This window comes from Paenibacillus sp. MMO-58 (assembly GCF_037146255.1).
GTDB lineage: Bacteria > Bacillota > Bacilli > Paenibacillales > Paenibacillaceae > Pristimantibacillus.
On the sequence record NZ_JBBCVY010000010.1, the window covers coordinates 188,369 to 211,976 of the forward strand.

The window sequence follows — 23,608 nt, forward strand, 5'->3', positions numbered from 1 at the left end:
CGTGAGTACCAAATGGAATCGTCCTCAAACCTGGCTTTTGCTGGCCTTATTCGTTCTATTTGCGGCCTTGTCGGTCTTTCCTTTCTACAGCCTGCTGTTAGCTTCGTTCAAGCCGTCAAAGGAATTGCTTCGCTTCGGTCTGAACATTCGCCTGCAGCCGGAGCTGCTATCCTTCCATAACTATTCGTTTATTTTCTCGAGCGGGGCGGAGAAATACCTGATCTGGTACAAAAACAGTTTAATCGTAACCGTTATATATACGATCTTCTGCATGCTGCTCTCCTCCATGGTTGGATATGGGCTAGCGATGTATCGTTTCAGGGGCCGCAATATCATCTTCCTGTTTGTCCTTCTGGTCATGATGGTACCGGTAGAGATTATCATGCTGCCGCTGTACAAGCAGATGATCGCGATGAACCTGATCAATACGTTCAGCGGCGTGATCCTGCCGTTTGTCGTATCGCCGCTGCCGATCTTCTTCTTCCGCCAATACGCGGCGGGGCTTCCGAAGGATTTCATGGATGCGGGTAGAATCGACGGCTGCTCCGAATACGGCATTTTCTTCAAAATTTTCGTGCCGCTTATGACTCCGGCGTTTGGCGCGATGATTATCGTGCAGGCGCTCGCCAGCTGGAACAGCTTTGTCTGGCCGCTTATCGTCCTGAACTCGGGAGAGAAGCTGACGCTGCCGATCGGTCTGTCCAGTCTCGTTACGCCGTACGGCAACAACTACGATATTCTTATTGCCGGCTCCGTGCTGGCGATTGTGCCGATTATGATCGTCTTTATTTTCTTCCAGCGCTATTTCGTCTCCGGCTTAACCGTGGGTGGCGTTAAAGGCTAATGACTAATACTAATAGAAGCAGGTGACAGGATGGGAGTCCACCAATCGGGAATTAACGGAGTTAAACCACTAATCGAACAAAGAGCAGATCCTTTCATTTATAGACATACGGATGGCTGTTATTACTTTGTTGCTTCCGTCCCCGAGTATGACCGAATTGAAATCCGCAAAGCGGATACGATTCAAGGACTTGCGGAGGCCGTGCCGGCCGTTGTTTGGAGAAAGCACGAGACTGGGCTGCTAAGCGCGAATATTTGGGCGCCGGAGCTGCATTTTATCGATGGCAAATGGTATGTCTACTTCGCCGCGGCGCATACTTCGGAGACCAATGAAGGCTTGTTCGACCATCGGATGTTTGTTCTGGAGTGCGGCGCTGCCGACCCGCTGGAAGGCGTGTGGGTGGAAAAGGGGCAGGTGCGCGCGGCTTGGGAGAGCTTCTCGCTGGATGCCACAACCTTCGAACATAACGGGGAAAGGTACTACGTCTGGGCGCAGAAGGATCCGGCTATTGAAGGGAATTCCAATCTGTATATTTCGAAAATGAGCAATCCGTGGACGCTCACAGGCAAGCAAACGATGATTTCTATTCCGGATCTGGACTGGGAAAGAATCGGCTTTAAGGTGAATGAAGGGGCAGCCTTTATCCGCAGAGGAGACCGCGTCTTCCTGTCCTACTCCGCAAGCGCAACGGACTTCAACTATTGCATGGGAATTCTGGAAGCCTCCGCCGATGCGGATTTGCTTGATGCGGCTTCGTGGGACAAATCGCCGGTACCGGTGCTGACAACCGATGAGCTGCTTGGCCTTTATGGTCCCGGCCATAATAACTTTACGGTAGCAGAGGACGGTTCAACCGCGCTGTTTGTCTTCCACGCCAGAACCTACAAAGAGATTGTAGGCGACCCGCTGTATGACCCGAACCGTCATACCTTTGTGACGGAGCTGAAGTGGACCGAAGACGGAAGACCGGATTTCCGGGCATCCGTTGCGGCATTGAACCAATAATAAAAGAAGAAGGACGGCTTCGAGATCATTCTCGAGCCGTCCTTTTTTGCGCATGCTATTGTTATTGCGATTGCGATACCGACTTGAACCAGTCGTTAACTTCCTGGGTAATCTGATCGCCGCCGTTGGATTTCCAGCTGGAGACGAAGGTATCGAATGCGTCGATCGGAAGCTTGTTGTAAATGATCTTGTTGAACGTCTCCAGCTCGGACTGACGGAGGAGGTTCCATTTGGAGATCATTGTTGGCGTTGCCGCGCCCGTGAAGTAGTTCTGCTTGCGGACGTCGATCTGCGACATAACCACCTTCGCAGCGTACCAGTTCTCCGGTTTGCGGAATTCGAACAGCTGCTTCTCGTAAGGTGTTTCCGGCTTATTGCCTTCCGCCAGCTTCACCAGCGTCTTCATGTACAAGTCCGGAATACGGGCAGGGCCGGTAATGAACTGGAAGTCATTGTTGAAGTCCTTGATTTTCGATTGGTCGCTTGTTGGTTCCCCGTCGACGACATCCCAGTCGTAGCCTTTGGCGAAGCCGTACTCGTATTCGCTGCCAACGGCCGGGTTCGCGAGATTATCCAGCAAGTAGTTGTAATAAAGAATGATAGCTTCCGGATGCTCGGCGTTTTTGTTGATCATAAAGCTGCTGTTAACGCCGGAGTTTTGCCATTTCGTGCCGATCTTGCCGTCCGGTCCGGCCGGAACCGGATAAGCTTTGTATTTGGCTCCTTTTACGTTCTTCAGAAGGTCGGGAGCCGGCCAGTCCGGAACCCAGTTTGCGCCAGGCAAGACGCCTGCATTGCCTTTGGTCCAGATTTCGGCAGACTTGCCTTCATCCCAGAGGGCAGCGTCCGGATGGATGTAGCCTTTTTGCATCCATTCCTGCATTTTCGCGAGCGCTTGCTTTGCGCCCGGATTTACGGAGCCGTATTCCAGGTTGCCGTTAGCATCCTTGTTCCATTGCTCCTCAATCGTGCCGTAAGCGCCGAACAGCCAATCCAGGCCGCCCATCCACGTATTCGTGTTGTTCTTAAGCGAGACGGCGAGAGGATAAACATCCTTCGCAGCCAGGCCGTCCGGGTTCTCGTTCTTGAACTTATCCAGAATGTTCTCGAGATCCGCGATGGTTTTCGGAGCTTGCAGGTTCAGCTTCTCCATCCAGTCCTCGCGCAGCCAGAGCACGGTATCGTCGTTATCGGTGTATTCCATAATAGGCAGGTTCCACTTCTTGCCGTCCTTGGTGAACGGGTACCACAGCTCCGGATGCTTGGCTGCGTGGTCCTTCCAGGTTTGGTTCGCGTACTTGTCGAACAGCTCGTCGATCGGCATAAATTCGCCGGAATCGATCAGCTGGTTGGTCAGAACCGGATCGGTTGGCACCATAATGAAGTCGGGCAGCTTCTCTCCGGAAGTCAGGGCAAGCTGGAGCTGCTGCTTGTATTGGTCGCTGCCTGCCGGGAACCAGGTATCCTTGCTCAGCTTAATGCCAAGCTTTTCCTCCATAAAGCGGGTGTGGACGTTGTTTTCCTTGGTCTCGCCCTCTCTATACTTCTTCGGCATAAGAATGGTGCTGATCTCGATTGCCGGGTCGTATTTGCCTGCCGCGAAAGCCTTGTCGGCAGCGGATTGCTCCGCGGATGCCGTAGCGGAAGGGCTTGCGTCGGCATTAGCGGAAGGACTTGCGTTGTTTCCGCCGTTATTATTCGAGCAGCCGGCCAGAACGACGAGCGACATGGCAGCAGGTACGAGCCAATTTTTCTTGAGTTTGCTCATTTATCTATCCCCCAACGTTGTTTGGTGTCTTCATGTGTAACTCTATCAAGAGTTCGGGGACGGCATCTATATGGCGATATTAGTTTTCGTAGGACTCTCTTAGGCTGTTGGCGAAAAATCAACGTCCATCCCGATATTCCTGCGGTGTGACATCGAACTGCCGCTTGAACACCTTGATGAAATAAGCGGGATCCAGGTAGCCGATGTCGGCGCTGATTTCGTAAATCTTCTTGTCGGTCGCCTTCAGCAGGTGGCAGGCGCGTTCCATCCGAACGGAAGCTACGTAGTCGCTGATCCCTTCACCGGTCTCCAGCTTATAGATTTTCGACAGGTGAGTAGGGTGAAGGTTGACGTAATCCGCCAGCGCGCGCAGTGATACGTCGAGATGAAGATGCTTGTCCACGTAATCCCTGATCTTCTGCACGTATTGGGAGCGGGCATTCTTTGCGTCGTGGGCCGTTCCTTCGCGCAGCTTCGCCAGAGCGTTAAGCGACCACTTCCGCAGCTTGCCGATCGAAGCGAAGGCTTCCCCGCTTTGCAGCAGCTCCATATCCGGCCCAATTAAATCCGCCAAGGTGTGGCCGCTTCGATGGGCAAGGTGCATGAAGGCGGAGCTGATCGTATAGCCCATCTCGAGACAATGCTCCCATGACTCGGAGCCTTTGTCCTCCAGCTCGTCGAACGCTGCGGCCAGCTTGTCTTCCGCAGCATCCCAGCGGCCAGCTTCCGCGAGGTTGAGGAGCCCCGGATGACCGTGAATGACATCAAGCGCGCCAAAAGCGGCCGTTTTCTTCGTACCGTCCACCTTCATGACAAATTCCTGTTCATCCCCGACGATTTGCCGGAAGTAGGAGACCGCTTGCCGGTATTGCTCCGGCAGCTCTTCGGGGAAGAGGAACGTATCCGTCACCACGATGGAGACGGCACCCTTCAGGAATTGCTTCACCTTGGCCTGTATCTGCATAGCTAGCTTCTCGAGCAGAATGTCGGGCCGGTCTACCGCCGGATGCTCCTTGGCTTGCAGCAGAAAGGCCAGGTATCCGTGCTCCTCTTTAACACTCCATACGCCCATGAATTCCTGGAGAATCTCTTCCGCAATATTCATAATGGCGTATTCCACAAGATGCTGTCCGTTGCCCCGGTAATGGCCGAATTCATCCTCCAGGCGCACGAGCGCCAGCGCGCAGGATCCGCTCCGGAATGGCAAGCCGTACATGTCCAGCTTCCGGATCCATTCCTCTTCCGCTATCCGTTCTCCCCGGAAGGCGCCAAGAAGCAGCTGGCCCCTAAGGAGCGGAAGGTTCTCGCGCAGGGCGAACTCCGTTCGTTCCTGGGAGCTGATGCTTTCCCATTCCGCCTTAAGCTGATCGATCGCGGTTTGCGCGGCGCCAAGCAGCTCCTCGTTGGTCGGCGGCTTCAGTAAATAGTCTACGGCATGGTGCCGAAGCGCCTCCTTGGCGTATTCGAAGTCGGCATGGCCGGACAGGATGATGCACTTGATTCGCTTGTCCTGCTCCCGAATCTTTTCGATAAGCTCGATCCCGGTCATCTCCGGCATAAGCACGTCCGAAATGACGATATCGATCGGATTCGTGCCGATGATTTGCAGCGCTTCGCGGGCGGAATAGGCGCGGTGGACATGCTCGATCCCAAGCGTATGCCAAGGCTTGTGCATGGACAGGTTCTCAACCCAGTGGGCTTCGTCGTCTACGATTAACAATTGCATGGAAGAGCCTCCTTGTATGTGTGCTGCTTAATTGGAATTATGAAGCTTCCTTCGGAATCTCCCATACGATCTCGGTCCGGAAGCCTCCAAGCTCGGAGGAGGAGAAGGACAGGGAGGAGCGGGGGCCAAAGCAATGGATAATCCGCTGATTGGTGTTCCAAAGCCCGTACCCCATCTCGTCCTGCATAGGGCCTTTCATTTTTTGATTCATCAGCTCCAGCTTTTCTCCGTCCAGACCGGGTCCGTCGTCATCGACGAAGATTCGCCAGAAGCCGCCGTCGATCCGTCCGGCGATGCGGATCTCCCCGGAGGAATAGGATTTGCTTACCCCATGAATGACGGCGTTTTCCACCAGGGGCTGCAGCATAAGCCGCGGTACCTGTTGTCCCCGCATCTCATCCGGGATATCTATGGAATAGTGGATCCGTCCGTTCCGCATTTTTTGAATATCCAGGTAGTTAACGATTAACTGTATTTCGTCCTGAAGGCTGGATACCGGCTTCTCCATCCGGGTGATGTAGCGATAGTAAGCGCTAAGGCTGTAGCCCATCTTGACGACGGCCTCTTCATCCTTCATCTGCGCCATATTGATCATGTACCCTAGACAGTTATATAAAAAATGGGGATTGATCTGCGCCTGCAGCTGCTTCATCGTTGCTTCCTGCGCGATCAGCCGCTCCTTCAGCACGTTGTCGATCAACGTCTCGATCTGCGCCGACATATCGTTAAACCGATAGAACAGAAAGGTAAATTCGCTGTTCGCCTTGGCATGGATGCGAGCCGAGAAATCGCCGAGCTGAACTTTCTTCAGTCCGCGGATCAGCTTCAGAATCGGGCGCTGCACGTCGCGGTAGAGCACGATCGAGAAGAAAGCTCCGATAACGAGCAACAGGGCCATAGCCAGGTAAAACAAATTCCGGCTGGACGAGATCGGGCCGAGAATTTGGTCAAGAGGCACCGGATCAACGAGATACCACTCCAGCTGCGGCGACTTCACCAGGCTGACGAGATAGCTTTGCCCGTTCAGCTTGATCGTCTTCTGCATCGAATCCTCCAGCTTTTGGCCGTCCAAGTAACGCGTCAACTCCTCCGCAAGCTCCGGGGAGGCGCTTCTGTTCAGAATCGGCTTCTGGCCCGGGGCGTAGAAGAGGGGATCGCCTTGTCCGCCTTCCTTGTACGTATCCAGCATATTCTGGATGTTCGAGGCGCCGAAGCTGGCTCCTACGACCAGATTGCTGCCCGTAAGCTTCTGCTGGCCAAGCGAGTCGGCATAAAACCAGCGGAATGCCATTCCTTCCGTCCCCGACGCTCCTTCGCTATAGGTCCAGTTCTTCGATATATGGCGCTCCAGATACTCCTCGTCATACGCGGCGCTTGTACTGGAATTTGAGAGCGCTTCCTTGTGCAGCTGCGAATACACCGTGAACTCGACCGGCCAGATGTTGACGACGCCGGACTGAAGCGCCATTTTCTCCAAAACCATATATCGCGTCTGCATCCAGTCGTAGTTATCGTCCCAGATGTTAAGTCCGTTGTATTTCTGCACGTTGGGATCCTTCGAAAAGGTAAACACGAAATCCATCGTCTGGTTAATCCGGGATTCAATCTGGCTGGACAGGAAGCTGAGCTGCTTGATGTTCGAGTTGCGGATTTCCTTGCCGATGACGCCTGTGGCGACATTATTGGAATATGCGAATAAAATGCCGATCGGTATAAACAGCAGGATAATAAGCCCCAAGTATTTGACGAACAGGCTGATCTGCAATGACTGTCTCGTTTTCTTCATAGATTCCGTTCCCCCCGGAGATATGCCTAACAAAACCCTATCGATCCTAACAATGTCCTATAGTGGGACGATGCGCTTGATTGCTACGATAGCTAAGCAAGGATTTGCTCCATTATACCAGTTAACGATTTTTAGAAAATAGATAGGAGAGAGTGCCATGGAAAATACAACAAACAGTCTCGAATTATCGACACCGCCGAAAGCCGGCAAAAGACGACGCTACAAGCAGCCATGGATTCTCCACTTCATGGTGCTGCCGGCCGTTCTGCTGTCGTTTGTCTTCTCCTACATCCCGATGTCGGGTGTCGTGATGGCCTTTCAGGATTATAAGGCCCGGCTTGGCTTCCTTCATTCGCCATGGGTGGGATTCAAGCATTTCAATTACATGTTCTCCAACGATTACTTTGTGAAAATCATAGGGAATACGTTGCTGTTCGCCAGTTCAAAAATCGTCCTGAACCTCATCATCCCGTTCGCCTTCGCGCTTCTGCTCAACGAAGTCCGCAACATGGGACTGAAGCGCTCCGTTCAGACGCTGGTCTACCTGCCCCACTTCCTGTCCTGGGTTACGCTGTCCGGCATCCTGATCGACGTGCTGGGCCAGACCGGTATCGTCAATCAGTTCCTGACAAGCGTTTTTGGCATTCAGCCGATCTTCTTTCTCGGGGATGGCAGCTGGTTCCGGATGACCATCGTCGTAAGCGACGTCTGGAAGGAATTTGGCTTCAACACCATCGTCTTCCTGGCTGCGCTCTCTGGGATTAATCCGGCCCTTTACGAGGCGGCGGAGGTAGACGGGGCGACCCGCTGGAAGCAGACGATGCACATCACGCTTCCGTCGCTCCTGCCAATGCTGATCGTAGTCGCAACGCTTGCCATGGGTAACGTGCTGAACGCCAACTTCGACCAGGTGTTCAACCTGTACAGCCCGATGATCTACCAGCAGGGCGACATCATCGACACGTTTGTTTATCGTGAAGGCCTGTTGAGCGGTCAGTTCAGCTTCGCAACGGCGGTTGGTCTGTTCAAGTCGGTCATCAGTCTGGTTCTGATCGTGATCTCGTACCGGATTGCCTACAAATTCGCCGGTTACCGGATTTTCTAGGAAAGGGGAGGGGAACCCATGTATCACAAAACGATACCCTATCGCGTGTTCAGCGCGTTTAATAACGTCATTCTGCTCGTCATCGGGATTCTTTGCCTGCTGCCCATGTTCCATTTGCTCATGGTGTCCTTAAGCTCCAGCGCCGCCGCGAACGGAGGCTTGGTCACGTTCTGGCCGAAAGGCTTTACCTTCGAGGCGTATGCCAAGACGTTCGACAATAAGAACTTTCTTACCGCGTTGTGGGTAGCCATCGAGCGTACCTTGCTCGGCACGGCGCTTGGCCTGTTCGTGAACGCGATTGCGGCTTATGCATTGTCCAAGGACACTAGAGTATTCCGCGCGAGAAACATTTACCTGTGGTACTTCGTCATTACGATGCTGTTCAGCGGCGGCCTCATTCCAAGCTACATTCTTATCCTGAAGCTGCATCTGATCAATAACCTTATGGCGCTTATCCTGCCGGGTCTCGTGGCGGCTTACAATATGATTCTGCTCTTGAACTTCTTCCGCACGGTGCCCAAGGAGCTGGAGGAAGCGGCATTTATGGACGGTTCGGGCCATCTTCGGAGCTTCTTCTCCATCTATCTGCCGATCTCGCTGCCTTCGCTTGCGACCGTAGGGCTGTTCACGATGGTTGGCCACTGGAACGCGTACTTTGACGGCCTGATCTACATGAAGGACGCGGCCAAGCTTCCGCTCGCGAGCTTTATGCAGACGCTTATCGTGCAGTCGGACATGACGTCATTCGACGCAGCCGCTATCGCGAATATGTCGCAGCGGACGCTCCGCGCTTCGCAGATCTTCATCGGCGCTTTGCCGATTCTGATCGTATATCCGTTTCTCCAGCGCTTCTTCGTGAAAGGTGTCGTAATCGGCGCCGTGAAGGAATAGACCGGAATTCCATACGGAAACAAAATTAGCCTCTAAACGCGGCCGCTCATCCCGAGTGGTTACGATTAGAGGTTTTTTTTGTCATCAAACGCAACATTTATGAGAGGAGCACCGAATAGGGATCGTGTTTGCGTTTCTTCCTATAATTAAGGATTGACTTTGATAATGAGAATTGTTATCATCACTTTAGTCAATTAACGAGATTACGGCGTAACAGCTTATAGGGGGACGTATTTGTGTTCGGTAAAGGGAAGAAGCTAATTATTGTACTTCTGAGTGTAATGTCTCTTTCGCTTGTACTTGCGGCATGCGGAGGGAATAAAGAAAATAACGGTAATGCGAATAACGCGGCGGCAACGGAAAGCGCATCGCCGACACCTGCAACGACGGAGACGGCTGCAGCACCAACGGAGCAGAAGCTGACGGACGGCATGGGTCACGAAGTTACGATTCCGGCTAATCCGCAACGAATTATCGCTTCCTACCTGGAAGATTACCTGGTCGCTCTTGGCGTGAAGCCGGTTGCGCAATGGAGCGTAGCAAACGGTATTCAAGAATACCTGCAAGGCGATTTGAAGGATATTCCGACAATCGCGTATGATCTTCCTTACGAAGCGGTAACAAGCTTCACTCCGGATCTGCTGATCCTTGGCGCTAACAGCACGGCTGACGGAGGCAAATACGATCAATACGCGAAGATTGCCCCAACCTTTGTTCTGGGCGACGAAGTGAATAGCGATTGGCGCAAAGCGCTTCTGAAAATCGGTGAAGTGCTGCAGAAGAAAGATCAAGCTCAAAAGGTGCTTGACGATTACAATGCGAAAGCGGCAGACGCGAAAACAAAGCTTCAGGCAGCCATTCCAGACCAATCGGTTGCGGCAATTTGGCTTGTAGGCAACAAATTCTTTGTGGTTAGCGATAAACTTTCGAGCGGCACGGTTCTTTATAACGACCTTGGCCTGAAAGTTCCGAATGTCGTGAAAGAAATTTCCGCTTCCGGAACGGGCAGCTGGAATGAAATCTCCCTTGAGAAGCTTGCCGATCTGGACGCTGACCATCTGATTCTGGTTAACAGCGACAAAGCGACCGGCTCTGAAGCGTTGAAAGATCCGATCTGGCAATCCATTCCGGCTGTTAAGAACGGTCATGTTTATGAATATGACAGGACGTCCAGCTGGTTGTACTACGGACCGGTAGCAAGCTCCCAAATGATCGACAATGTCTTGAAAGATCTCTTGAAATAATGAAATACGGAGTAGTAGGGATTAGAGGGAGCTGCTGCTCCCTTTTTTGCCGTTCTGAACGGCGTTTCGCCTTGCGTTAGTAAAGAGAGTATAATTTCCTCTATACAGTACTTATATTAATTCAGTTGGAGCGGAGATAAGACGATATGGCTGAGAACTCTAGGCTGCATAACTCTCAATTGGAATCCGAACCCGCGTTGGCGGGCCAGGAGGTTGAACGGCTGTATTCCCGGCCGCTAACCGCAATTCTTATCATTCTCGGAGGTCTTGTTGCGCTGGTTCTGGCGCTGGGACTATCGGTTTCTTTTGGCGCGATGGACATCAAATTTTTGATGGTATGGGATGCCGTTTTTCATTTTAATCCGGAATTGAAGGAGCATCAGGTTATTCAGGAGCTGCGCTTGCCGCGGGTACTAGGCTGTATGCTGGTAGGCAGCGCGTTTGCGGTTGCGGGCGCGATTATGCAAGGCATGACGCGTAACCCGCTTGCCGATTCCGGTCTGCTTGGCCTGAACTCCGGCGCCGGCTTTGCTATTGCTTTATGCTTTGCTTTTTTCCCGGGTCTTTCTTATCCCTACCTTATTCTATTCTCTTTCCTTGGCGCGGCAGTCAGCACTATTGTTGTCGTTGTTCTTGGGGCATCCGTACGCGGAGGGCTGACTCCAATGCGGATGGTGCTTGCGGGCGTAACGCTGTCCGCTTTGTTAACCGCATTAAGCGAAGGAATTGCGTTATACTTCCGCATTGGCCAGGAGCTTGCCTTCTGGTATGCCGGAGGGGTTGCAGGTATCCGCTGGGAGCAGCTTAAAATTATGTTTCCGTGGGTAGGCGTTGCGCTTATCGCGGCAATGGTGCTGTCCCGTTCCATCACGATGCTGAGTCTAGGCGAAGAAGTGTCCAAGGGTCTTGGCCTGCGGACGGGACCCGTTAAGCTGGCAGGCGTTATCATCGTCATTATGCTGGCGGGTTCGGCGGTATCGGTGGCAGGGGCGGTATCTTTTATCGGCCTACTTGTTCCGCATGTGGCCCGCAAGCTGGTAGGCGTGGATTACAAATGGATTATTCCAACCTCGGCCGTGCTTGGCGCTTTGCTTGTTGTGCTTGCGGATTTGGCTGCCAGAACGGTCCATCCTCCTTATGAGACACCTATTGGCACAATGATTGCGCTGATTGGCGTTCCATTCTTCCTGTACCTTGCCAACAAGGAAAGGAGGGAGCTGTAAGCGATGAAAGGGACGATCATTTCCTTAACCGAACTACGCAGAAAACGGCGAAGTACTCTTGTTATTTCCGTCATGTTAATCGGTATTCTTGCAGCCTTTCTAATAAGCATGAACACCGGGGTTATCCGGATGTCGCCTCTTGACGTGGTCAAAACGCTCTTTGGCTTCGGAACCGCCCAGCAGCATCTGGTGCTGTTTGATTTTCGGCTGCCCCGTATTGTCATTTCCATTCTGATCGGCATGGGACTGGCCGTATCCGGCGCCGTACTTCAGGCTCTGACCAGAAATGCGCTGGCTGACCCCGGCATAATCGGAATTAACTCCGGTGCAGGCATGGTTATTCTGCTCTATGTAGCATTCTATTCTTCACCGACAGCAGCGCCGGCGTATTTGCTACCGATTCTCGCTTGGCTGGGAGGCGGCGTTGCCGCATTGCTGGTCTTTATTATCTCTTACCGCAAGCATAAGGGACTGTCCTCGAACCGGCTTGTGCTGAACGGCGTAGCGATCAGCTCGGGCTTCTCGGCGGTGACGATTCTGGTCTCCTTGCGGATTAATCCGGAGCAGTATCAATTCGTATCGACATGGATAGCGGGAAGCATCTGGAGCAAGGACTGGAGCTACGTTACGGCATTGCTGCCATTTATCGTAGTGTTGCTGCCTTTCGTTTATTTCAAGTCGCAAACGATTAATGTCCTTAATCTTGGCGCACCGCTTGCTACGGGACTTGGAGCAGCCGTTGCGAAGCAGCAGATCTGGCTTCTAGCCGCTGCCGTTGGCCTGGCAAGCTCCTGCGTAGCGGTCAGCGGCAGTATCGGCTTTGTTGGGCTGATCGCGCCGCATTTGGCCAGAAGACTGGTCGGCCAGCGCTACCAGATCCTGCTTCCCGCCACGGCGCTTGCCGGAGGTCTGCTTGTTCTTGTAGCCGATACGCTTGGCAGATGGATTCTGCAGCCGTCGGAGATCCCGACAGGTATCGTTGTTGCGGTTATTGGAGCTCCATATTTCCTCTACTTAATGTTTCGGACAAAAGGATAAGCGGTAGATGATGGAGCCCGTATTCCCATGCGTATAGGCAAAGAGGCAGTTACCAAAAGCCATATCATTGGCTTAGGCAACTGCCTCTTTTTCGTATTAGCTAACGAAACGTCATATTCTTATTTTGCCGATTTCGTCCTCTTATGAAATCTAACGAAACCTGGTATCGTTATTTGCCTGTTTAAGCTGCCTTGCGAGGCATTTTCGTGAAAATAGCGTGTCTACGTTTCGTTAGAATCTCGTAATGCTGGATTTTCGCCAAATAAGCATTCTACGTTTCGTTAGAAGGATGCGGGATGAGGAGGAGGCGTTGTTCTGCCCGTAATCTCGTCGTAGAAATGAGCTTGGGTGACAAAGATATAAGGGTAGAGCCATAGGAATCCTATACCGAAAGTAAGGAGTGCAAGGAACATCCAGCCAATAAACGTAAGATTAAGCACAAAAAACTTCCACTTGCGGCCTTTCATTAATTGTTTGCTTTGACGAATCGCTTCAAGCGCCCCGATATCCGGATTATCCTGCAGAATGTAATAAGCCTGCGAATAACGAAGGTACGCAATAATACCGGGAATAATGAGCAATAGCGACCACAAAACGGTGAAGAGAGTCATAAGGAAATAGACACAAAAAGCTTTAATAAAATGAGAAAAGCCGCTGAATACTTCACTAATTTGCGGACCCTCATTCCGTGCAATGCCAACAAAGAAAATAATTAAGCCTAGTGCAAAAGCTCCGCCTGTAAGTATCTGAATAATATAGCCGATTACAGGGATGAAATTTAGCAAACCGATGAGGCCGGCAACAATGCCGTATACAATGATGGCCAGAATCGATTTGCCCCAATTGCCTTGCAGACTTTCCCTTGCTCTTGCTCGAAGTTCTGAATAAGTAACGTTCATTGCGAAAATAACACTCTCCTATTTGTCTGTATATTATCTAATCGGCAGCAATATTGGTTTAATTTAGGTAAATGCCCTAATTCCATGTGATAAAAAAAAGGCCGGCAGTCCTATATGGATTGCCGGCCTTAACGATTTACTTCACATTGTCGTCAATTGCTTTAACGAAATGCTCGTTGCCGTCCGAAGTGCGCTTAGCTTCGTGGCTTCTTGTTGCTTCTTCGACTTGACCAAACGCCCAGTTGCTCTTCCCAACATCCGGGAAGGATGGTTCTACGTCAGTCAGCGGGCCTCTGTACAGAAGACGGTTGATCAGCGTTACGGCTTCAAGACGAACGATGTCTTTGCCCGGTTGGAACGTGCCGTCCGGATAACCCGTTGTCAGGCCGTTACGGAACAATGCCTCGATTGCCGAGGAGGACCAGCGTCCGTCGCTGTCTCCGAATTGCGGAGTGATTGGCATAGACGTCTCCAGCTTCAGGTAACGTACCATAACCGTAGCCAATTCTTCGCGGGTTACAGGCTGGTTCGGACGGAAGGTGCCGTCTGCAAAGCCTTTAAAGATACCGCTGTCCGTTACGATCCGGATATAGCCGCTAGCCCATTGGGTTGAAGGCACATCCTTGAATTCAGCTTTCAGCGTTGTCGAGCCGCCGTTCAGGAGGCGTGCGATAATGGCCGCAAGCTCCGCGCGGGTCAGCTTCTGGCTTGGTTTGAATTTGCCGTCAGGGAAGCCGAGAATGTAGCGTTGATGCTTCACAGTCTCGTCTCCGGTCTTGAACAGCAATACTTTCACGGATGCTTTTGCCGCTTCAGGGTTCAGCAGCTCTTGGCTCGCTTTGCCCTCTGCGGAAATCGTTACGAGAAGCTCTGTCTCTTTGATAGAAGGGTACTTCACTTCCACATTGCGTACGCCTTTATCTCCGATGTTCAAATCTCCCACGTTCCACGTCACTTTATTGCCTTCTACCTTGCCGCCGTCGGCATTGGTTACCGTTGTTCCCTCAGGAAGGGTCAACGTCACGGTTGCGCCGGTAGTTTGGTTTGTACCGTTGTTCAGGTACTCCACTTTAATCTTGCCTGCTGTTCCTTCTTCCTGTCTGTCCTTGTCTACGGATACGTTAACAACGACGTTAGGCTTGCCGGCAGGGGCAACAGACGCTTTGGACATCTGAATGTCATGGCGGACAATCGCAAACTCGACAGGGATCGTTGGGCTCGTATAAGTGACATAGCCTGGAGCCGTTGCAACGATGTAGTAATCGGTCGTCGGATAAACCATGTACGCGTATTTACCGCCGTCTTTACTTGTCTGCGGGTTCGCGTTGTCGCTTGGAGCGAAGCCTGCGATTGCAGGCAGCTTAACTTCCGTGCCAGGCGTATTGCCGTTTGTAATATTACGCGGCGTGTTTGCGTAATACAGCTTTACGATTGCCCCGTCAATGGCAGCATGGGTATTGATGTCGGTAATGTCGCCATACGGGTCAATGAGTTCGTTAAGAATGTTCATTTCGCCGTTGGCTGCCAGCTTGATTGTCGGGAGGGTACCGTTGTTGTCCAATGCGTTAATAATGATGTCTTTGAAGCCGCCGTGTTCCGCATCGGGAACCTTGAAGATGATTGCAATCTGATATTCCGTATTCCGCTCAAGGCCTGGAATATTAAATACGCCACCGTTCAAAGGTGCTGTGTATTCTTTATGATCCGGTGCCGGACCAATCAGCTTCACAGTTACCTGGTTCATGAAATCCTGTTGAAGCACGTCATTTTGACCGGTTGGAAGCTTCTGAGTAAGGAGGCCGGTAATGGTCTTCGTCGATTCAAAAACCTCGCCAGCATTTCCGCTTACCGCGCCAACCTCAACGGTTTGCCTGAAGGAAACCTCTTTGGTCTGGCCGCCTACTTGAACGGTTTTGATGACTTCGATATCGTAGCTTTCGTCACCGCGCGGAACGGCGATGCTGTACTTGCCGTCTGCGTCGGTAATGGCTTCAGCTGCGAAATCGATAATGCCGTCGCCGTCAAAGTCTTTTGTGATTTTAACGACTGCGCCTGCAACGATCGTGCGCGTTCCGTTATCCGTTGTAGCAACAACGCCCGTTACGGAAGCAGGCTCAAAGGTAATGATAATTTGCTCTTGCGCGTAAATGCTGCGTTCTACGTCATTAGCCGTAGCCGTTACCGGAACGCTTTGCGATAAAATACCTTCTATCTTGGACGATTGGTAATCTATCGTAGCCTTGCCTGCCGCATCGGTCACCGCGGTTGGGGAACCGCCTAGGAAGGTTCCGAGCGATGCGGAGAAGGTGATGTTGACATCCTTGAGCGGTTTGCCGTCAATGTCAGTCAGAATGGCCGTCAGTTTCGAAACCGTATGGCCATCACCTACGATGGAGCTAGGGTTAGCGCTAAGCTTCAAGATGTATTTCACAAGCTCGAAGTTTTGATGAATCGTTGTTTCAGCCGCCAAGCCCGGCAAAGCATTAATGACTTGATTGCGTGTTGCGTAGCCTTGCTTCTCTACGACAATCAGGTAATGCTCGGTACGGACATTCGGGAATTTATAGTAACCGGAAGCATCCGTAGTTGTATTAGCAACTTTATTGGTTCCTGTCGGATCATACAAGGTTACCTTTGCTCCTTCAATCGGAGCCTGGGTGTTGCGATCTTTAACCGTTCCGTCAACGGACACGGTGCGGATCACGGTAAAATTATTGTTTAGAAGCTTGGAAGCAGCTTCAGCCGGTAAAACCTCGTTACCCTTCGAAGAGGTGAAGGTTACCGAATGAGCGCCGCTCGTTACTTCGGAAGGAAGACGGTATTGCACGTTTTCCCATTTCTTGAAACCGTCTGTCTGGTAAGTATCGCCGTTAGCCAATGCCAGGGTAACCGAATCGTTGTCCGTTCCGCTATCCGGACCGTCGAAGTCAAAGGTTGCCGTAACGGCCGTTGCGGTTACTTCCGTAATAGCCGAGATTTTGAGCGGTTTGTTAGGCGCTACGGTCCATTCGGATGTATCCGTAACAGGACGATCGCCAACCCAACCGTCAAGCAGACGAACGGTTAAAGTGATGGTAGCCGTATTGGAATTAAGCTCTCCGTCGTTAGCCTTGAACGTAAAGCTGTCTGTGCTGCCATAGCCAGCGTCTGGCGTGTACGTGTAAGTTCCATCGTTATTGATAACAACCGTACCATGCGTCGGCGGAGTTACAACCGAGAAGGTAAGAGTATCGCCATCAACATCATTAGCCTTGAAGCTGTCCGTCACGCTGGAGCCGGAATCAACAACTTTGGAATCGTCCGATGCCGTTGGTGCGTCATTCACGGCAGTAACCGTAATCTCTACAACTGCCGGCACGGAATCGGCCTTTCCGTCGGTTGCTTTAAAGGTGAAGCTGTCCGGACCGTTGTAATTAGGATCCGGCGTATACGTATAAGTGCCGTCCGGATTCAGAATAACCGTGCCGTGCTCAGGCTCCGTTACAAGAACGTAGGTAGGCGTTGTGCCGTCTACATCATTGCCGGTTACTGTGCCGGTTACCGGCTTATCCTCAAGCGTTGTGTTGGTTCCTGCATTTGCCGTTGGCGCGTCGTTTACAGGAGTTACGGTAATGCTGACAGCAGCTTCGGTAGAATCCAGCTCTCCGTCATTTGCCGTAAAGGTGAAGCTGTCCGGGCCGTTGTAATCCGGGTCTGGCGTGTAAGTAAAGGTACCGTCCGGATTGAAAATAATTATCCCGTGTTCCGGTTCATTAACAAGCGTATAAGTCAAAGTATCGCCGTCTACGTCGCTTGCTTTGACCTTATCGTTAAGTGCTGTATCTTCTGCCGTGCTGAAGGTGCTGTTCTCCGAAGCCGGCGCATCGTTTACCGGAGTAACGGTGATGTCCACTTTAGCAGGAGCAGAATCATCCGTGCCGTCGTTTGCCTTAAACGTAAAGCTGTCCATGCCGTTAAAGTTAGGATCCGGCGTATACGTATAAGTGCCGTCCGGCTTCAAATCAACCGTACCATGCTGCGGCGGAGTCACAATCGTGTAAGTCAGCGTGCTGCCTTCCACGTCGCTTCCCGAAACCGATCCGTTAACCGGAGTATCTTCGGTAGCTGTTTTCGTTCCGGCTTCCGCAACCGGCGCGTCATTTACCGGAGTGACATTAATCGTAACGGTGCCGGTAGACTTGCCGCCATGGCCGTCATTCGCTTCGAATGTGAAGCTGTCTTCGCCGTTAAAGTTAGGATCCGGCGTGTACGTATAAGTACCGTCCGACTTCAAATCCAACGTACCATGTTCGGGTTCGGTTTTAACCGTATAAGTGATGGTGTCGTTATCCACGTCGTTAGCGGACACGGAGTTGTTGATCGGTGTATCTTCGTTTGTTGTAACGCCGCTGTTAACCGCGGAAGGAGCATCGTTGACCGGTGTAACCGTGATTGTAACGGTTGCCGGTGCAGAGTCGAGTTCTCCGTCATTGGCTTTAAACGTAAAGCTGTCGGGACCGTTATAGTCCTTATCTGGTGTATAGGTATAAGTGCCGTTCGGAGTAAGCACAAGATCGCCATGCGCAGGTTCCGTAACAACCGTATAGGTCAACGTGCTGTTTTCTACATCTTGGCCGGATACGCTGCCGTTTAATGCGGTATCCTCAGGCGTTGTCTTGCTGGAAGCGTCGGCCGTAGGCGCATCGTTGACCGATGTTACCGTGATGTTCACGGATGCCGTATTCGAATCTTCCAAGCCGTCATTCGCCTTAAACGTAAAGCTGTCCGGTCCGTTGTAATTAGGATCTGGCGTATAGGTGAACGTTCCGTCCGAGTTCAGAGTCAAATCGCCATGAGCAGGCTGATTGACTACCGAATAGTGAAGCGTATCGCCGTCGCCGTCTGTTGCATGAACGCTGCCGTTAAGAGGTTTATCTTCCTCGGTTTGCAGAGTATCGTTTTGAGCAACAGGAGCCTCATTGACTTCATTAATCGTGATACTTACGGTAGCAGGCGAGGAGTAAAGCTGACCATCGTAAGCTTTAAAGGTGAAGCTGTCCGAGCCGGAGTAATTATGGTTTGGCGTATACGTGTAGGTGCCATCGCTGTTTAAGACGATCGTACCGTTAACAGGCGCAGTATACAGCTCATAAGATAGCGAGCTGCTATCGATATCCTGTCCAGTAACAACTCCGCTTACCGACTGGTTCTCATCCGTTGTTTTGCTCGAATTGTTCGCGGTAGGTGCATCGTTAACTGCATTAATCGTCAGAGTAACGGTTGCGACGTTGGAGTCGGCTTTGCCGTCATTCGCTTTATAGGTAAAGCTGTCTGTGCCGTTGTAATTTGCATTTGGATTATACGTGTAAGTACCGTCCGCATTCAGTACGACCGTACCGTTAACCGGTGCTGTAACAAGCGTATAGGTTAGAGTGTCATTGTCTCCGTCCGTTGCAGATACTGCATCGGTAACCGGAATGTCTTCATTTGTAGTCTTACTGCCATCCTGCGCTACCGGAGCAGCGTTAGGCGCCGCTGTAACGGTGATGGTGACAGTTGCCGTGTTCGAGCCCAAGTCGCCGTCGTTGGCAGTAAACGTAAAGCTGTCCGTTCCAACGAACCCATTGTCAGGTGTGTAGGTGTATGAACCCGTTATCGCGTCCAGAGCTAAAGTACCGTGCTGCGGCAAGTCTTGTTCTAGGTACAGCAATAGATCTCCATCTATATCTGAACCATTCACATTGCCGTCAACCGGCGTATTTTCCACGGTGCTTGTACTGGAATCATGAGCGATTGGAGCATCATTCACCGGGTTAACGGTAAGAGTTACCGTCGCAGTATTCGAGGTCAGCGAGCTATCGTTTACCTTGTAAGCGAAGCTGTCCGAGCCGTTGAAATTCGCGCTTGGCGTGTATGTAAACGAGCCGTTTGCATTTAGAACCAAAGTGCCGTGAGTAGGAGCAGTGACAAGCGAATAGATGATAGAGTCACCGTCGATATCGCTGCCTTTATCGCTCAGGGATTTGTTAAAGATCGTATCTTCGTCTCCCGAGAAAGAAGCGTCTGCGGCAACTGGGGCCGTATTCACTTTATCCGTTGTATCCGTTGCCGTCTTGGCCGGATTGCCGTCGGAGCTGACCGTGTCCGCCGATACGGTTACGGTTCCGTATTTCAGAGCGGAGAAGTCAAGCTGAGCGGCATATTTCCCGTCGGGCCCAACGGTTGCCGCATAATTTCGTTCCGTGCCCGAGGAATCCTTCACCGTAAGGGTGACAGGCTGTCCAGCGCCCGCATTTGTGGATCCGGAGATATTAACCAGTTTAAGATTATCTTGTCCTGCGGTCAGTTTGCCGTCTCCACCGTCGTCAATGGAAACGTTGATAGTTGGGGAAGCGCTGTTGTCTACCTGCTTCGGATCGCTGAATGTACCGCCAGGAGCACCGAAGTTGACCGAGAATTGACGGGAGCTTAAATTGCTCGTGTTGCCAACGACAAGATCCAGCCCGTTTATTGGTGCGGTGTAATTGATGATTACGGAAGCGGTATCTTCAAAAGATGTACCATTAAGGGAGGACCCTCTTCCTGCAAATTGCGTTCTGCCGGCGGTTACCGAGCTTATGACAAGCTGTGTATTTTTATTCACAGAATAGCTTGCGAAGCCGGACAATTGGACAAATTCCTTAGAGGTGGAACTACTGCCGTCAATGTCTATGACCGTTACAAAGAAGTTCTTGATTTGAACCGGATTGCCGGTTGCCTGATCAATGAAATCAAAGTGAAGGGTCAATGAGCCGCTTCCGGGACTGGTTGTGACCCATGGGTTAAACCGCTCATCAAAGCCGGTTCCCGGATTATCCAATACATTACCTGCAAGGGATGCCCCGCTAGCCCCTTTAATCGTTACTTTGGCATCAATCGTAACACCGTCTCTTGTAATGACGTTCGTATACTTGTAGACGGCCCCTACTTGTCCGGCAGTGCCGGAAACCAGGGTAGGTGTACCCAAATTCATCGCATTACTCTTGATGTCAACCACATTTACTGCTGCTTTGGTGGCAGTTGGATGCGTGACTGCGAGCATGACTCCTAATACAAGAAGCAATAGAGCGATTCTTGTAAAGGCCGATGATCGAGACAACATAGACTCACTTCCTTTCTGTTAATAGAGTTGTTTTCGTTGTGTCAAATTTTAGGAAAAAAGTCCCTGTTAAATTAGACACCAAACTAGTACTAAATAACTATAAATGACAGCAGGCGACAGCGTCAACTTGAATTTTTCTAGTAATATCCATTTTTTCGACAAGAGATTACGTTCCTTAATTTGGAATAAGGCTATTAAAGGAGAGTTAAGCGAGAATAACTTGTTTTAGGCGGAAATTATTAACTGCTGAAGCTTTGAATAATAGGAAAACAGATAGTGCGTTAAAGAATAATAGATTAAAAAAATAATATTTTTTTTATTTACATATCTAGTAAACGAGGGCATCGGGGAACATTTTTTTCTAGAATCCAAGAAGGCAAAGACAAAGGAGAGTAACAATTTTACGAATTCTTAAATGGATGTATTTACAATTTAAGGAACTTCGCTTATTATATAAATAAACGTTCATATATTTAATTGGAAAGAGGTCTTTCGTACATGGCAAGGACTGTCAATGAGCAGGCCAGACAAGAGAGAAGGGAGCTTATCTTACAGACAGCCGTCACCGTTTTTCCCGAAAATGGCTTTTCCGGTACCACATTTGCTTTGCTAGCTAAAAGCTTGGGGATGAGCGCGGCAACGATTCTGCTCTACTTCGATAGCAAGGAGGAGCTGTTCCGTTGTGCCGTGCTGGAGCCGCTCGAGCGGTTCCGTGAGCCCTTCCTTGCCTTCGTGCACGGGGAAGGAACGCCGCTGGACAGGATCAAGTCCATGATTGACGCGCATATTCAAATTGCCGCCAGCAACTCTTCTTTCCTGCGGTTGGTGCAATATGTGCTGGGTCAGCATCAACGGTTTCCGGAGGAAGCGGAAGCGATGTACCGGTTCGCCAATGATTATACGGTGGGGCTGACCACGGTTATCGCCGAAGGCCAATCGGCGGGCCAGCTTCAGTCTTATGATGCGCATGAAGTCGCGTGGGGGTACTTTTGCTTTATTCAAGGCGTAGGACTGGTCAACACCGATGATCCTTCATCACCGGTATGGGATGGGATGCGCCGGGTTGGATTGCAGCTGTTTGCACCCGTAATAAACCAATAACCTTGGAAACAAGAGGTGGATTGCCGATGGATCTAATCGAGATTGACCAGATCAACAAGGTATATAAGAAGGGGAAAAAGCAAGCTAACATCGACATCAGCTTTTCCATCCGGGAAGGTGAGATTCTTGGACTGCTTGGGCCTAACGGCGCGGGCAAGAGCACGTTAATCAAGCAGATCGTCGGACTGCTTGCTCCAACCTCCGGCGAAGTCCGGTACGCAGGGGTCAATGTGCTTAAGCAAGCTAAGAAGGTGGCGTCGGAGTTTGGCTATTATGCGCAAGAGCCGCATGCCCTTGGCGCGCTGACGGCCAGAGAGGCGCTTCTCTTCACCGGCGTTCTTCGCGGCTTGCCCAAAAAGGAGGCCGAGAAGCAGACCATGGAGCTGCTGGAGCGGTTCGGCATGGCGGAGTTTGCGAGCAAGCCGCTTAAGAAGCTGTCCGGCGGACAGAAGCGGATGGTCGGAATCGGAACAACCATTATTGGCGATTCCCGCGTGCTTGTGCTGGATGAGCCGACGAACGAGCTTGATCCTCTGAACCGGCGGCTGGTGTGGGATATTATCGTGGAGCGGAATCGCCAAGGGGCTACCATTCTTCTCGTCACCCATAACGTGCTGGAAGCGGAGCGGGTGGTGGACCGGGTTGCTTTTATCAACTACGGAAGACTTCTGGAGATCGATAGCGTTCCTCACCTGAAACAAAGGGTGGACGGAAGGCTGAAGCTTGAGCTGACGGCAGCGGAAGGCGAAGCGGGGAATCTGATGAAGCAGCTGGAGGAATGGGGAGATATCCAGCAGACTGGCGAGAACCGGCTGAGGCTTCTGATCGATAAGAATCGGGCCGGTACGATGCTGGACTGGATGGTTCATGCGAACGATCTGCCTATTGATGAATACGCGATGCTTCCTCCCAATCTGGAGGACGTCTATCTCTACATTGACAGTCAGAAGGAGAAGGCTGCGGGGTATGTTATCAATGAGGAAAAGGTGGGGAGCTTCATTGGCTAATGCGCTTGCTTTTGTCAAAGGACGAATGTGGACCGAGCTGTATATCCTGTTGCGAATCCAAGTTGCCATCGTGCGGGAGCAATGGATATGGATCTTTATTATGGCGACGATCTTTCCGCTTACCACGCTGTTGTTCATGAAGTTTATGTACGGGATATCCTCCGGACAGATCATGGTAAATGTCATCGTTGGCAATATCGTATTTGCCATTATTATGATGGGCTTTAACGCGCTGGGGCAGGAAATTTCCTGGCAAAAGCATGCGGGGTACTTTACCTTCTACTCCTCTCTTCCAATCTCAAAAGCAGTCTTTGTCGTCACTCAGCTGGTGCGCGGACTGATGACGGCAATGCCTTCGGTTATCATCATGGCGTTTATCGGGCAGTTTGCTTACGGGATCAGGCTGCATTACGAGTGGGGACTTATTCCGATCTTCCTGCTGGCCGTATTAAGCATGGTCGGCATTGGGGCTGGAATCGGGTTCTGGTCCCCGGACCACCAGATGACGAATATGCTTGTGCAGGGGCTGATGATGTTTGTCGGATTCCTGTCGCCGGTTATGATGGAAGCCAGTCAGCTGCCGCCGGTTCTGAGATATATCGGGGTTATTTTTCCGACCACCTATTCTGCCTCCGCGCTCCGGGAGATGCTCACCAAAGGCTGGACGCATCAAGTGACCGTGGATATGTTCGTCCTGATTGGTTTCATTATTGTATCGTTTGCCTTCATTTCGAGAATGATCAACTGGCGTGCAGCCGATTAACTCCTAAGATAGCAATGACCGCTGGCCTTCAAGGCGGCGGTTTTTTGTTATTCGGCTTTTGGCCATGGTCCACCGGAATGATACAATA

15 protein-coding genes are annotated in these 23,608 nt (G+C 51.3%); 10 read left to right on the plus strand and 5 right to left on the minus strand.

Features of this window, described 5'->3' with window-relative positions; translation table 11 throughout:
* Position 1 precedes the first annotated feature (1 nt).
* Positions 2 to 844 (plus strand): carbohydrate ABC transporter permease, encoded by an 843-nt coding sequence (locus WFJ73_RS25740; protein ID WP_336775804.1) that lies wholly within the window; start codon positions 2 to 4, stop codon positions 842 to 844.
* 30 nt (positions 845 to 874) lie between these two features.
* Entirely contained in the window at positions 875 to 1,849 is a 975-nt protein-coding gene (locus WFJ73_RS25745; RefSeq protein ID WP_336775805.1) for a glycoside hydrolase family 43 protein, read from the plus strand.
* Between the two features lie 61 nt (positions 1,850 to 1,910).
* On the opposite strand, the gene WFJ73_RS25750 is transcribed toward WFJ73_RS25745, so the two are convergent.
* The 3 genes from WFJ73_RS25750 to WFJ73_RS25760 all read right to left on the minus strand — a co-directional run bounded on the left by WFJ73_RS25750 (position 1,911) and on the right by WFJ73_RS25760 (position 7,129).
* Positions 1,911 to 3,617 (minus strand): ABC transporter substrate-binding protein, encoded by a 1,707-nt coding sequence (locus WFJ73_RS25750; protein ID WP_336775806.1) that lies wholly within the window; start codon positions 3,615 to 3,617, stop codon positions 1,911 to 1,913.
* Between the two features lie 118 nt (positions 3,618 to 3,735).
* Complete coding sequence (locus WFJ73_RS25755) at positions 3,736 to 5,343, minus strand: response regulator transcription factor (protein WP_336775807.1); 1,608 nt, start codon at positions 5,341 to 5,343, stop codon at positions 3,736 to 3,738.
* 37 nt (positions 5,344 to 5,380) lie between these two features.
* The gene (locus WFJ73_RS25760; protein WP_336775808.1) at positions 5,381 to 7,129 is read right to left on the minus strand and encodes a histidine kinase; all 1,749 of its coding nucleotides are present in this window, start codon (positions 7,127 to 7,129) and stop codon (positions 5,381 to 5,383) included.
* Between the two features lie 157 nt (positions 7,130 to 7,286).
* On the opposite strand from WFJ73_RS25760, the gene WFJ73_RS25765 reads away from it, so the two are divergent.
* The 5 genes from WFJ73_RS25765 (at position 7,287) to WFJ73_RS25785 (ending at position 12,630) form a co-directional block, all read left to right on the plus strand.
* Complete coding sequence (locus WFJ73_RS25765; RefSeq protein WP_317982345.1) at positions 7,287 to 8,234, plus strand: ABC transporter permease; 948 nt, start codon at positions 7,287 to 7,289, stop codon at positions 8,232 to 8,234.
* A gap of 18 nt (positions 8,235 to 8,252) precedes the next feature.
* Complete coding sequence (locus WFJ73_RS25770) at positions 8,253 to 9,125, plus strand: carbohydrate ABC transporter permease (protein WP_317982344.1); 873 nt, start codon at positions 8,253 to 8,255, stop codon at positions 9,123 to 9,125.
* A gap of 236 nt (positions 9,126 to 9,361) precedes the next feature.
* Positions 9,362 to 10,369 (plus strand): iron-hydroxamate ABC transporter substrate-binding protein, encoded by a 1,008-nt coding sequence (locus WFJ73_RS25775; protein WP_336775809.1) that lies wholly within the window; start codon positions 9,362 to 9,364, stop codon positions 10,367 to 10,369.
* Positions 10,370 to 10,515: 146 nt separating this feature from the next.
* Complete coding sequence (locus tag WFJ73_RS25780) at positions 10,516 to 11,592, plus strand: FecCD family ABC transporter permease (protein WP_336775810.1); 1,077 nt, start codon at positions 10,516 to 10,518, stop codon at positions 11,590 to 11,592.
* Between the two features lie 3 nt (positions 11,593 to 11,595).
* Positions 11,596 to 12,630 (plus strand): FecCD family ABC transporter permease, encoded by a 1,035-nt coding sequence (locus tag WFJ73_RS25785; protein ID WP_336775811.1) that lies wholly within the window; start codon positions 11,596 to 11,598, stop codon positions 12,628 to 12,630.
* 281 nt (positions 12,631 to 12,911) lie between these two features.
* Here WFJ73_RS25785 and WFJ73_RS25790 read toward each other — a convergent pair whose 3' ends face one another.
* Positions 12,912 to 13,529, minus strand: a complete 618-nt coding sequence (locus WFJ73_RS25790) for a DUF975 family protein (protein WP_336775812.1) — start codon at positions 13,527 to 13,529, stop codon at positions 12,912 to 12,914.
* A 136-nt stretch (positions 13,530 to 13,665) separates the two neighbouring features.
* Complete coding sequence (locus WFJ73_RS25795) at positions 13,666 to 20,649, minus strand: Ig-like domain-containing protein (protein ID WP_336775813.1); 6,984 nt, start codon at positions 20,647 to 20,649, stop codon at positions 13,666 to 13,668.
* Between the two features lie 498 nt (positions 20,650 to 21,147).
* Between WFJ73_RS25795 and WFJ73_RS25800 the strand changes: the two genes are divergently transcribed.
* From WFJ73_RS25800 to WFJ73_RS25810, 3 genes are read left to right on the plus strand one after another with little or no spacing between them, the layout of a single operon-like run.
* Positions 21,148 to 21,750 (plus strand): TetR/AcrR family transcriptional regulator, encoded by a 603-nt coding sequence (locus tag WFJ73_RS25800; RefSeq protein WP_336775814.1) that lies wholly within the window; start codon positions 21,148 to 21,150, stop codon positions 21,748 to 21,750.
* A 26-nt stretch (positions 21,751 to 21,776) separates the two neighbouring features.
* Complete coding sequence (locus tag WFJ73_RS25805; protein WP_336775815.1) at positions 21,777 to 22,757, plus strand: ABC transporter ATP-binding protein; 981 nt, start codon at positions 21,777 to 21,779, stop codon at positions 22,755 to 22,757.
* The gene (locus tag WFJ73_RS25810; protein ID WP_336775816.1) at positions 22,750 to 23,520 is read left to right on the plus strand and encodes an ABC transporter permease; all 771 of its coding nucleotides are present in this window, start codon (positions 22,750 to 22,752) and stop codon (positions 23,518 to 23,520) included. Before WFJ73_RS25805 ends, WFJ73_RS25810 begins: the two co-directional genes overlap by 8 nt.
* Positions 23,521 to 23,608 lie beyond the last annotated feature (88 nt).

Excerpts from the sequence above, each read along its gene's own strand:
- WFJ73_RS25780 (WP_336775810.1), top strand. The coding sequence starts at position 10,516 with ATGGCTGAGAACTCTAGGCTGCATAACTCTCAATTGGAATCCGAACCC.
- WFJ73_RS25755 (WP_336775807.1), bottom strand. The coding sequence starts at position 5,343 with ATGCAATTGTTAATCGTAGACGACGAAGCCCACTGGGTTGAGAACCTG.
- WFJ73_RS25785 (WP_336775811.1), top strand. The coding sequence starts at position 11,596 with ATGAAAGGGACGATCATTTCCTTAACCGAACTACGCAGAAAACGGCGA.
- WFJ73_RS25805 (WP_336775815.1), top strand. The coding sequence starts at position 21,777 with ATGGATCTAATCGAGATTGACCAGATCAACAAGGTATATAAGAAGGGG.
- WFJ73_RS25795 (WP_336775813.1), bottom strand. The coding sequence starts at position 20,649 with ATGTTGTCTCGATCATCGGCCTTTACAAGAATCGCTCTATTGCTTCTT.
- WFJ73_RS25770 (WP_317982344.1), top strand. The coding sequence starts at position 8,253 with ATGTATCACAAAACGATACCCTATCGCGTGTTCAGCGCGTTTAATAAC.
- WFJ73_RS25800 (WP_336775814.1), top strand. The coding sequence starts at position 21,148 with ATGGCAAGGACTGTCAATGAGCAGGCCAGACAAGAGAGAAGGGAGCTT.
- WFJ73_RS25760 (WP_336775808.1), bottom strand. The coding sequence starts at position 7,129 with ATGAAGAAAACGAGACAGTCATTGCAGATCAGCCTGTTCGTCAAATAC.
- WFJ73_RS25750 (WP_336775806.1), bottom strand. The coding sequence starts at position 3,617 with ATGAGCAAACTCAAGAAAAATTGGCTCGTACCTGCTGCCATGTCGCTC.
- WFJ73_RS25745 (WP_336775805.1), top strand. The coding sequence starts at position 875 with ATGGGAGTCCACCAATCGGGAATTAACGGAGTTAAACCACTAATCGAA.
- WFJ73_RS25765 (WP_317982345.1), top strand. The coding sequence starts at position 7,287 with ATGGAAAATACAACAAACAGTCTCGAATTATCGACACCGCCGAAAGCC.
- WFJ73_RS25790 (WP_336775812.1), bottom strand. The coding sequence starts at position 13,529 with ATGAACGTTACTTATTCAGAACTTCGAGCAAGAGCAAGGGAAAGTCTG.